At 50.7% G+C, this 12249-nt stretch carries 9 protein-coding genes; all 9 read left to right on the top strand.

Annotated features, from left to right (window positions below; genetic code table 11):
• A partial coding sequence (locus AC5W14_RS12695; protein ID WP_496194634.1) for a hypothetical protein occupies positions 1–474 on the top strand: 474 nt, incomplete at its 5' end.
• Positions 475–739: 265 nt separating this feature from the next.
• A complete protein-coding gene (locus AC5W14_RS12690; protein WP_496194633.1) occupies positions 740–1285 on the top strand; it encodes a DUF1697 domain-containing protein in 546 nt (181 codons plus the stop codon).
• A gap of 204 nt (positions 1286–1489) precedes the next feature.
• Positions 1490–3910, top strand: a complete 2421-nt coding sequence (locus AC5W14_RS12685; protein WP_496194632.1) for a bifunctional diguanylate cyclase/phosphodiesterase — start codon at positions 1490–1492, stop codon at positions 3908–3910.
• A 167-nt stretch (positions 3911–4077) separates the two neighbouring features.
• Positions 4078–4788 (top strand): FadR/GntR family transcriptional regulator, encoded by a 711-nt coding sequence (locus tag AC5W14_RS12680; protein ID WP_496057721.1) that lies wholly within the window; start codon positions 4078–4080, stop codon positions 4786–4788.
• Between the two features lie 13 nt (positions 4789–4801).
• Positions 4802–6043: an L-2-hydroxyglutarate oxidase gene (gene lhgO, locus AC5W14_RS12675; RefSeq protein WP_496194631.1), complete on the top strand. Its 1242-nt coding sequence runs from the start codon at positions 4802–4804 to the stop codon at positions 6041–6043.
• Positions 6003–7409: an FAD-binding oxidoreductase gene (locus AC5W14_RS12670; RefSeq protein WP_496194630.1), complete on the top strand. Its 1407-nt coding sequence runs from the start codon at positions 6003–6005 to the stop codon at positions 7407–7409. The genes lhgO and AC5W14_RS12670 overlap by 41 nt, the downstream gene beginning before the upstream one ends.
• Positions 7402–8700, top strand: coding sequence for a (Fe-S)-binding protein (locus AC5W14_RS12665; RefSeq protein ID WP_496194629.1), 1299 nt, complete (start codon positions 7402–7404; stop codon positions 8698–8700). The genes AC5W14_RS12670 and AC5W14_RS12665 overlap by 8 nt, the downstream gene beginning before the upstream one ends.
• 282 nt (positions 8701–8982) lie before the next feature.
• Positions 8983–10173 carry an acyl-CoA dehydrogenase family protein gene (locus AC5W14_RS12660; protein ID WP_496194628.1) on the top strand — a complete coding sequence of 397 codons (1191 nt, stop codon included), beginning with the start codon at positions 8983–8985 and terminating at the stop codon, positions 10171–10173.
• A gap of 35 nt (positions 10174–10208) precedes the next feature.
• A complete protein-coding gene (locus AC5W14_RS12655; protein WP_496194627.1) occupies positions 10209–12212 on the top strand; it encodes a TRAP transporter permease in 2004 nt (667 codons plus the stop codon).
• Positions 12213–12249 lie beyond the last annotated feature (37 nt).

Below are 12249 nucleotides of genomic sequence, written 5' to 3'. Positions count from 1 at the left end.
ATCGCGTCGATGGTTTTTGGCTTTGCCAAGCATCTTAGGATCGCCCCTTTTCTTTTCAGTATACGACCATTCCAGCCCTTTGCCCACAAAAAAACTGCCGAGAAAAAAACTTTCTCGACAGCCTGGAAAAGACCGATCTATTTAGATCGGTCTTTTTCAGATTGTCGAGAAACTATTTCACCTTGTATACCTATACATGATCTCGAATTCTATGAATGCTTTGGTGAGAAGGAGAGAAGAAAAAGAAACAGGGGCGACTCCTGCAGAACAGCCATCGGTGAAGATAAAGAGGTCGTTCTTTTCCTCTTTAGCTTAAGGCTCGGCCTGCGGAAAGCACCCCTGTACAGCTTTTTGTATAAAAATACGTATTTTTTCTCTTTTGTTGTTTTAAAAACAATTTCTATTTATGCATCTCTTTGGTGTAAGTATGCCTGTTATCCTTTCGGCTTCCAGTATTTTTCGCTGCCGACGTAAGCTTCTGCGGTGTGTAAGGAATCATAGGGTGCAGCTTCTTTTTTGGTCCAGAATCTGTAAAGCGCCATAAGAAATTTCACGATACATCCCCCTTTTTGATAAGCTGTAAGTCATAGTCTTTACCTTATGGGATTAGAAGAAAGCCTGCAATTGGTTTGTCAGATAATGTGCTGCGAATAATATGTATATGAAATACACATTAAAAAAACGACCATTCAACGGCGTACCACAGCTGATATTTTTAAAAAAAGAAAGGGGGATAAGCATGATTTATGTCGCTCTTCTAAGAGGGATTAACGTAGGTGGGAAAAACAAAGTGGACATGAAGCTTTTGAAGCAGGCGTTCGAAACAGCCGGGATGAAGGAGGTGGTGACCTATATTAATACAGGAAACGTCATTTTTTCACATCGCAGCCTGTCCCAACCAGAGTTGTCCCGCGTGCTGGAAGAAGCAATGTACAAAGATTTCGGATTACCCATTAAAGTAGTCATCCGCAGCATCGAGGAGATCAGGCAGATCATGGACGCCGTTCCGGACACATGGAAAAACGACAAAAACATGAAAAGCGATGTGATGTTTTTATGGGATGAAGTGGATGATGCATCTATACTTGACCATTTGGTTATTAAGCCGGCTGTCGATACAGTGAAATATGTCCCGGGAGCCATTCTTTGGTCTGTAGACAAAAAAGATGTAACCAAAAGTGGATTAACGAGGATAGTTGGCACAAAATGGTACAAGCAGATGACGGTGCGAAACGTGAACACGGGCCGTAAGATATATGAAATCATGCAGGACCGGGTGGAATAACCTGCTTACAAAACGGGCAGAGAGGAGTTCCTCTCTGCTCGTTTTGTATTAATTACTGTATAGTTAAATTATCATGTTGTATTCCGGGATAATGCCTGCATAATAAAGAGAGGTCTATTTTATTTTACTAAGGACGTATATATAAACACAGGACACGTTTGATATGTAAGGCAAAGCGGACTGTTGGGGAGGGGGGCAAAGCTTATGGGTGAAGGAATTGAATCGTATCAATTAGGAACGGTTGGCATATCCATTCTGGTAGCTGTATTAGCTTCTTACGCTGCACTGCATGTATCCGCACAAATGGTCGATTCCAAAGGAGGGCGCCGGAAACTGTGGCTGTTTGGCGGGTCCCTCGTAATGGCGATGGGCATTTGGTCGATGCATCTCATTGGAATGATGGCTGTACATATAGGAATACCTTCTGCATATAATACCTGGCTGCTGATTATTTCGTTTGGTGCGGCCTGGCTGGGCTCTTTAATAGCTTTTTGGGTCGTTTCTGTCTCCTCCTCTATGAAAGGCGTTCGTCTGCTGATTGCCGGTTTATGCATGGGGAGCTCGATTGCGGCGATGCACTATATTGGAATGGAAGCGATGGATTATGTCGCTATTACATACGATTTTCCGCTTCTGCTGCTTTCCATTATTGTATCTGTAGGCGCATCGATTGTGGCACTCCGGTGTTTTTATGTGTTTCCTGCCTGGCCGCCGTCCCGCAGAAAAAACGCAGTAATAGCGGTAAGTTCGATTCTGCTCGGAACAGCAATAAGCGGCACGCATTATATTGGAATGAGTGCTGCCAGCTTTCAAATGGAAACGGATTCAGCGGCTGTTAATGAAATCAACAGTACAACGATGGCTGTCATTATCGGCCTGTTGGCATTTGCGATTCAAGGGTTTTTCCTTCTTGTGGCATTTTACGACCGGCGTTTTGTCTCACAGGAAGTAAAGCTGACGGACAATGAGCAGCGCTACCAATCATTGCTTACACACAGCGTGGATGCTATTTTTACAATGGATTTGGATGGGACGTTTCGAAAAATGAATAACACGGGAGTGGAATGGTCCGGGATTTCTCACGAACAGTGGCCGGTGACGACGTGGAAGGAGCTGTTCCAGGAAGACATGGCGGCCGCTACAGTTCAGTCATTCCGGCAGGTTGTCACGGGAAAACGGGCGCTGAATTTTGATACGGCGATTATAGCAAAAGGCATGCCGCTCTACCTCAACGTAACGCTGATCCCTTTATACTTAAATGAAGAACTCGATGGCGTTCATGGGATTGCCCGTAATATTACCGAGCAGGTCGTGGGGGAGCAGCAGCTCTATCAAGTTGCCTATCATGATTTATTAACAGGCCTTCCGAACCGCCGTTCGTTTGTAAAGCATCTGGAGGAAATGTTTCGGCAGACCGATCAGGACTATGCTTTGTTTTTTCTCGATTTGAATCGGTTTAAAGTAATTAATGACTCCCTGGGCCATTCGATAGGAGATAAACTGCTGCAGGCTGTGGCCAAACGCCTGAAAAATAAAATAGGAGAATCTGGATTTCTCGCCCGGCTCGGGGGAGATGAATTTACTGTCTTTTTCAGCGGGTATACGTCAAAGGCAGACCTGAAGCAGGAGGCGGAAACCCTTCTCGATGCGTTTCGAACACCCTTTTTCATAGACGGCTATTCGCTCTCTACTTCATCAAGTGTCGGCATTGCGCTGGCGCCGCAGGATGGCTGGGACCCGGATACGTTAATGAAACATGCGGATCTGGCCATGTACGCCTCCAAAAAGAAAAGGCCGAACACCGTGACGTTTTTTCATCTGCAGCTGGCGGAAGCCTCCCGGGACCTGCTTCAGGAAGAACTGGATTTGCAGCGGGGCATCGATCGGGAAGAGTTTTTTCTTGTCTACCAGCCGCGTATCGGCTGTCAGCACCGGCAGATTGTAGGAGTAGAGGCGCTGGTCAGATGGCGGAGAAGCGACGGTTCGATTGATTTCCCGGATGAATTTATTCCTCTGTCCGAGGAAACCGGCCAGATTATTCCTTTAGGAGCCTTTGTTCTCGATCAGGCCTGCAGGCAGGCAAAGCACTGGCAGGACAATGGAACAGCGATTCTCGTTTCTGTTAATTTATCCGCCAGGCAGTTTCAGTCGGTGGAGCTCGTCTCCTATATAGAAACGCTTTTAGAAAAATATGAGCTGCCGCCGCATTTGCTGGAGCTTGAAGTAACGGAAAGCATGACGATGGATCATGTGGAGCATTCCATTCAAATGCTCCATCAGCTGCGCGCATTAGGGGTGTCACTGGCGATAGACGATTTTGGAATGGGCTACAGTTCCCTTTCGTATTTGAAGGATTTCCCTATTCAGCGTCTGAAGCTGGACCGCACCTTCGTGCAGGGCGTAGAGACGGATCACAAAACAGAAAAAATCACCCAGGCCATTATAGCCATGAGTCACTATTTGGAACTGGAAGTCACAGGGGAAGGGGCAGAAACGAAAGAGCAGGTCGAGTACCTGGAGGCCCACCTCTGTTCAGATATTCAAGGATTTTACTTTAGTAAGCCGTTACTCGTCGAGGAGCTGGAAGAGCGCTATTTGGATTTTCTTCCTACCATCAACGTGTAAACGTAATAAAACGCCTGTTTCTCTATTCGTACATGGAGAAGCAGGCGTTTCTTTTTGTTTTCTGTAAAAGAACTTCTTGCCAAATGGAAACGATTTCAGCTAAACTTGTCATACAACATGACAAGATGATTGATTTTCTCATTATATAAAAGAAAGGAATCGATCCGATGGACCCAGTGATTGAACGAAAAAAAGTATCCAGCCAGGTGCTGGAGCGGATTAAAGAAAAAATCAAAAGCGGGAATTTTCCGGCGGGGGAAAAGCTGCCGTCCGAAATGGAGCTTGCCCGCCAGTTCGGCGTGAGCCGGGCACCGATCCGTGAAGCGCTCAGCATTTTATCGGCAAGCGGTATTGTGGAATCGAGGCAGGGCGGCGGCAGCCGCGTGAATGCCGTCCCACTCGTCGACATGCTTGAGCAGATTCCATATGACGTTGTAAAAGTGGAAGAAGTCCACGACCTTCTCGAAATGCGGAGCGTAATTGAAGTGGAGGCGGCCGCACTCGCAGCCGTCCGCCATACGTCCGCAGAAGAAGACGAGCTCAAGCAGGCGCTTGAAGAGTTTTCCAAAACCGTAGCCGATCAGCAGGAAGTAGGCGCGCAGGCCGACTTTTCCTTTCACCGCGTAATACTGAAAGCCGCCCGCAATCCCTTTTTGGAACAGACGATGAACAACGTCAGCGGCCTGCTCCAGAAGGCACTCGATTATTCGTTGTCGCAGAACGTCGGCAGGCAGGAAAAGCGCGAGGAAGTGTACGAAGAGCATCAGGTTATTTACGAAGCGTTCTGCAGGCGCGATCCGGAAGCCGCACGCACCGCGATGCGGACCCATCTGGAGAACGCGCGGCGTAAGCTTGGAGATACAAGAGTTGACCACTAAAGGAGGAAGCAGCATGGCAGATTATATTATTATCGGCGGAGGCATTGTTGGACTATCGACGGCCTACGCGTTAACGCAGCAGAAACCGGGAGCCCATATTGTGATTTTGGAAAAGGAACAGCAGGTCGCCTCGCACCAGACCGGAAACAACAGCGGTGTCATTCACTCCGGCATTTATTACAAGCCCGGCAGTTTAAAAGCAAGACTCGCCAAATCGGGCAATGAATCGATGCGGCTGTTTGCCGAAGAGCACGGCATTGATGTCGACATCTGCGGCAAGGTAATTGTCGCCTCCGAAGAAAAGGAACTGCCTTTTCTGGAAGATTTGTACCAGCGCGGCCTCGAAAACGGCCTGAATATTAGAAAGCTCAACCAGGAAGAGCTTCACGAAAAAGAACCGCACGTCAACGGCATCGCAGCGATTCACGTGCCGACGGCCGGGATTATTAACTACAAGCAGGTATCCAATAAGCTCGCAGAACTCGTTCAGGCCAAAGGCGCCGAAGTGAAAAGCGGCACGGCTGTGACGGGGATCGTTGAACACGAAGGCGGTGTAACCGTCGATACCGATAAAGGCCGGATCGAAGGAAAGTACTTAATCAACTGCGCCGGCCTGCAGAGCGACCGGATTGCAGCAATGGCGGGCTACCACCTGGACGTGAAAATTGTCCCGTTCCGCGGGGAGTACTACAAGTTTGTGGAAACGAGCCGCCACCTCGTGCGCAACTTAATCTACCCGGTGCCGAATCCGGACTTTCCGTTTTTGGGGGCGCATTTTACCCGCATGATTGACGGCAACGTGGATGCCGGGCCGAACGCCGTGCTCGGATTTAAGCGCGAAGGCTACAAGAAAAGCGACATTAACTGGAAGGATCTGTCCGAAGTACTGCTTTACAAAGGCTTCTGGAAGCTGGCCCGTCCGTATTTAAAAGAAGGAACCGGCGAAATGATCCGCTCCGTAAACAAAAAGAAGTTCGTAAAGAATCTGCAGAAGCTTCTGCCCGAGGTACGGGCCGAGGATTTAGTTCCGGGACCGCGCGGCGTTCGGGCGCAGGCGCTGAGTGTAGACGGGAAAATGGTTGACGACTTTTATATCGTGCCGGGGCGCAACAGCCTGCACGTCTGCAACGCACCATCTCCGGCCGCCACCGCGAGCCTCGAAATCGGCAAGGAGATCGTGAAGCGCCTGGATGAAGGACGAAGGAGGACGAATCATGGAAGCTCAATGGATCAAAGCGCTGCAGCAGCGGATTGATAAAAACAGTGTCCAGACCGGCACGGCGGACCGGCACAGCTACAGCTACGACGGCTCCTTCGGGGAGTTTCTGCCGGAAGCGGTCGTGCAGGTCCGCAGCACCACAGAAGTAGTCGCGGTCATGGAAACAGCGAACGCGTACCGTGTCCCGGTCACCCCGCGCGGGCAGGGAACGTGTTTGAGCGGCGGCCCGCTTCCCGTTAAAGGGGGCATCGTGCTTGATATGAGCCAGTGGCCGTCTTCGGTTGAGATTACGCCCGGCGACTTAACGGCCCGGGTGTCTCCGGGAACGCTTACCGCAGCCATTCATGCGGCAGCGGAGGAGCACGGCCTGATGTACCCGCCGGATCCAAGCAGTGCGCACGTGTCCACAATCGGCGGCAACCTGGCGGAAAATTCCGGGGGTCCGCGCGGCTTGAAGTACGGGGTAACGAAGGATTATGTTATTGGACTCGAAGTCGTGACCCCGGAAGGGAAAGTCATGCAGACCGGCGGCAGTACGATCAAAAATGTCACCGGTTTTGACCTTACGAAGCTTATTGTCGGCTCGGAAGGGGTACTTGGCGTGATTACGGCAGCAACATTAAAGCTGATTCCGAAGCCGCCTGCCGTGCAGACGATTATGGCGTCGTTTGCCTCGATGGAAACCGCCGGTGAAGCAATTTCGAAAACGCTCACCTCCGGCATTCTTCCTGCCAAAATGGAATTTATCGACCAGGCCTGTGCGCTTGCGGTGGAAGCCTATCAGCCGTCCGGCCTGCCGACGGACGCTGCCGCCATCGTCATGATTGAACTCGACGGCAACGAGCCTTCCATTGAAGTGGAAGCCGTGCAGGTCAGCGGTATTATGAAAAAGCTCGGTGCTCTGGAAGTGATCGAGCCGAAAACGCCGCAGGCGGCTGCAGCGATCTGGAAAGCGAGAAAAATGGTATCGCCGGCGATTGCAAAAATAAAACCGACAAAAGTGTCGGAGGATGCCACCGTGCCGCGGAGCCGGATCCCGGAAATGACGGCGCGCCTCGCTGAGATACGGGAGAAGTACGGCGTTTCGCTCGTCGTATTCGGCCATGCCGGCGACGGCAACCTGCATCCGAACATTCTCTGTGACAAACGCGACCAGGAAGAAATGAAGCGGGTCGAGCAGGCGGTCGGCGAAATTTTCGAAGCAGCGATCGCACTCGGCGGCACCCTCTCCGGCGAGCACGGCATCGGCACGATGAAGTCCTCGTTTATGGAACAGGAGCTCGGCGTCACCGGCGTTGATATGATGCGGCGCATTAAAGACGCCTGGGATCCGAACGGCATTATGAATCCAGGCAAAATATTTGCCGAACCCGGGCAGAGGCTGGTGCTGACCGATGAGTAATCCCGGTACGCTGAAAGAAAGAATGAACTACGAGAAGTCCTTTGACTGCGTGCAGTGCGGCTACTGCCTGCCCGCCTGCCCAACCTACGAAACGATGGAAACCGAAAAGCATTCACCGCGCGGCCGGATTCAGCTCATGAAGCTGGCGGCGGAAGGAAAGATCGGCCTCGAGGAACTGGAAGAACCGGTCGGCAAATGCCTCGGCTGTATGGCGTGCATGCCCGTCTGTCCGACCAACGTGCAGTATGACCAGATGCTCGAAGGTGCAAAGCGGGTGATTGAAGAAAACAAACAAAAGCCGGTGCTGCAGCGGACACTGGAGCATTCCCTGCTCGATACGCTGATTCCTTCCGCAGGCGGGATGAATACGGTCGGCAACCTCACCTGGCTGTACCAGAAAACCGGCCTTCAGAAAGCGGCACAGATGCTGCGCCTTTCCACGCTGGCGCCGCTTGCGATGGGGGAGTTTGAAAAGGTGCTGCCCGCCCAGCCGTCTCCGAAAGAACGCAGCGCGCGTCCGGTATTCCGGGCCGCGGGGCAGACCGAGAAAGCGCGTGTCGCGTTTTTTACCGGCTGTGTGATGGACAGTATGTTTTTCACCATTAACGAACAGTCGATGGAGCTGCTGGCTGCGGCCGGAGCGAGCGTCGTCGTCCCTGATGAGCAGACGTGCTGTGGTGCGCTGCACGCCCATTCGGGGCGTCACGATAAAGCGGTGGAACTGGCCAAACAGAATATTCTTATGCTGGAATCGGTGGATGTGGATTATGTGGTGAACAATGCCGGCGGCTGCGGCGCGCAGATGGTTCAGTACGGTCATCTCTTTGAAGAGGGCAGTGCCTGGCACGAGCGCGCCCTTGCCTTCACAAAGAAAGTAAAAGACATCACCCAGGTACTCGTGGAATTGGACAGCCTGCGCTTTACCAAACCGGTGGAGGAATGCATTACCTATCAGCCGTCATGTCACATGACGAATGTGCAGCGCGTGACAGAAGCACCGCGGATACTCATGGAGGCGATTCCCGGCATCGAGCTCGAGGAGATGACCGATCCGAATTTCTGCTGCGGATCGGCCGGAGTGTATAACCTCGTCCAGCATGAATCGTCCATGAAAATTCTGGACGTGAAAATGAGTGATGCCGGGCGCACCAGGGCGTCTACGATCGTCACGACCAACCCGGGCTGCCTGCTGCAGATGAAAGTCGGAGCCGAACGGGCGGACACCGGGCAGCGGGCCGTACATCTCGTCGAACTTTTAATGGAAGCCGGACCGGTGCCGAAGTACCAGTAGACAGCGGATTGGATCCAATGTTCAATTTATAAATGAATGAATATTTAAAATCGTATTGACATATTAAGCTGTATTGACTATCATTGTAACTATTAAAGACGATTATGGATTGTTAAGTTCCGACTCGTTTCTTTTGCCGGAAATGAATCTCGGATCCAAACGCCAGTCCGCTCAGTCTTCTTGCATGATGTATTCTGCATGGAAGAATTAGGCGAAGACTGGCGTTTTCTTTTACTTATAATATGTAAGCGCTTTAACAATACAATTACGGGGAGCGATTTGATGAATTTTAACTACTCAGACGAACAGGTAATGGTAAAGAACATGCTTCGGGACTTCGTTGATAAAGAGATTATCCCCAACATTCAGCAGTGGGATGAAAAAGGAGAGTTTCAGCCGGCTATTCTGGAAAAGCTTTCCGGTCTCGGCATGATGGGTATCTGCATTCCGGAAAAATACGGCGGCAGCGGGATGGACTACAATACGCTGGCAATTGCCTGTGAAGAGCTGGAACGCGGAGACACCGCCTACCGGACCGCCGTATCGGTGCATACCGGGTTAAACAGCATGACCCTTCTTCAGTGGGGGACAGAAGAACAGAAAGAAAGAATACTTACGCCGCAGGCTAAAGGCGAAAAAATTGCCGCTTTCGGCTTAACCGAACCAAATGCGGGATCGGACGTGGCGGCGATGAACTCCACTGCCGTTAAAGACGGGGACTCCTACATTTTAAACGGATCCAAAACGTGGATTTCCCTCTGCGATTATGCAGATAACTTTCTCGTATTTGCCTACACCGACAAAAGTGCCGGCCACAGAGGATTATCGGCCTTCATCATTGACCGGAACATGGAAGGTTTTTCGTCCAAAGCAATTAAAGGAAAACTCGGTATCCGTGCCGGAAACACCGGTGAAATCTTCTTTGAAGACATTAAAGTACCAAAAGAAAACCTGATCGGTGAAGAAGGCGAAGGGTTCAAGATTGCGATGAGTGCTCTCGACAACGGGCGTTTCACCGTAGCAGCCGGCGCATGCGGCCTTCTTATGGCATCGCTTGAAGCAAGCGTGAACTACTGCCATGACCGGAAAACATTCGGCAAAGAAATCGGCAAGCATCAGCTCGTGCAGCAGATGATTGCGAACATGGAAGCCGGCCTGCAGATGGGACGCGCGCTCGTATTTAAAGCAGGTAGCCTGAAAAACGAAGGCAAACGCAACACCCGCGAAACATCGATGGCCAAATGGCAGGCCTGTAATTTTGCCAACGAAGCCGCCAACGACGCGGTGCAGATATTCGGAGCATACGGCTATTCCAACGAATATCCGGTAGAGAGATACCTGCGAAACTCCAAAGCACCGGTGATTTATGAAGGCACACGGGAAATTCATACAGTGATGCAGGCACGCTACGCATTAGGCTACAACGAAGACAAGCCGCTGCGTAAAACACTGCCGGCATGGCCGTTCGAATAAAATAAAAAAATCATAATCGAAAGGGGGACATGAATATGAGTGATACAAGCACAGCGACGCCGGAAGAAGAGCAGCAGGAGCAGAAGCGAATACTCGACGAAGAAGGAAAAATGAGAAGCTATACCGGCTTTATGAAGTGGGTTATTACAGCTATCTGTATTGTCTGGGCCTTCATGCTGATATATTATAACAGCTTCGGGGCCATGGAGGCGCTTATTCTCCGGGCGTATACCCTTGGATTTCTTTTCCTGATGGCTTTTCTATTGTTTCCTGCTTCAAAGAAAAGCGGAGGCACGAGAAGACTGCCCACGATCTGGGACTTCATTTGTATTATCGGTTCTGTAAGCGCCATCATCTATTTCGTCTCTATTTATGAAACGTTTGCCAGAGAATGGGGAGGCTTCCACCGCACGGACTGGAACTTTATTATGGGGGCCGTCGGAACGCTGTTTCTGTTCGAAGCGAGCAGACGGGTTGTTGGTAACACACTTTCGATTATCGCAGCGGTTTTCCTCTCTTATATTTTCTTAGGACCATACATGCCGGGCACATTCAGCCACGGCGGCTTCACGATAACGAGAACGATCGACACCATGTTCTGGGGTGCCCAGGGAATCTTCGGTATTGCACTCGGCGTGTTTACCACATTCGTTTTTATGTTCGTACTGTTTGGAGCCTTTCTGAAAAACAGTGGATTTACTGATTTTGTTAACAACCTGGCCCTTACCGTAGCGGGAAGCACCGCCGGCGGACCGGCCAAAGTAGCTGTACTCGGAAGCGGTTTGATGGGCATGGTAAACGGAAGTGCGATCGGAAACGTCGTAACGACCGGTACCGTGACCATTCCGTTAATGAAAAAAACAGGCTATAAGAAGCATTTCGCCGGAGCAGTTGAAGCGGTTGCTTCTACCGGGGGATTGTTCGCACCGCCTGTTATGGGGGCTGCCGGTTTTATTATGGCAGAGTTTATCGGCGTACCTTATACCACGATCATGCTTGCCGCCGTTATCCCGGCGCTGCTGTATTTCGTAACGGTATTTATGGTTGTTCACTTTGAAGCGAAAAATCTCGGGTTGTCCGGGATCAATAAAGAAAACATCCCTTCTGCGATTGGCGTATTAAAAAGCAAAGGGCATCTGATAGTTCCGCTGGCAGTATTAGTGTACCTGCTCGTTATCGGGACGACGCCAACGTATGCTGCGGTATTTGCCCTATTTGCGACCATTCTGGTAAGTGCATTAAGAAAATCGACCAGAATGAGCTTGAAATTGATTATCCAATCGATTGAAGACGGCTGTAAGGCAGCTGTCGCAGTAGGTATTGCCACTGCAATCGTCGGTATCATTGTAGGAACGGTTACTCTTACAAGCCTCGGCCTGGTTGTAGGAAATAACATACTAAACCTTGCAGGGGACAGCCTGTTGATCGCCGGTCTATTCACGATGGTTATCAGCATCATCATGGGAATGGGCGTACCGGCAACAGCCGCGTACATTATCGTAGCAACCGTTTCAGCTCCGCTTCTTGTGGAACTGGGTGCGTCGGTACTAGTAGCGCATATGTTTGCCTTCTTCTTCGCCGCTCTATCGAATATCACACCACCTGTGGCGCTTGCATCCTATGCCGCAGCCGGCATAGCCAACGCGTCACCGAACAAAGTATCGCTGACGGCGGTGAGGATCGGAATCACAGGCTTTATCATTCCGTTCTTCTTCCTCTTTAATCCGGTGCTGTTGTTTGACGGCGCCAGCTACTCGGCAAGTATTCTCGCCGCGATCACAGCAACTATTGGTGTTATCGCTCTGGCAGCCGGCCTGCAGGGCTGGTTATTGACCAGAGCTAGTATAGTACAACGTCTCATTCTTTTTGTCAGCGCCTTCCTTCTGGTGGAGCCGACATTTATGTGGGACCTGGTAGGTATTGCCCTGCTTATCGGCATTATGGTTTGGCAGAAAGTAAAGCCGGCCCAGGCAAAGCAGCCGAAGGAGCAGCAGGAAACAGCAGATCAAATAGCAGGCAATGGCAGAGTTAAGCTGTAGGAACCAACGCACATAAAAAACAAAAAAGGGGAGTTTT

The sequence above is a fragment of the Sinobaca sp. TMA16-18 genome, assembly GCF_059510535.1.
The sequence above is the reverse complement of the archived record's forward strand: the minus strand, read 5'-3'. Positions and strand labels throughout refer to the sequence as shown.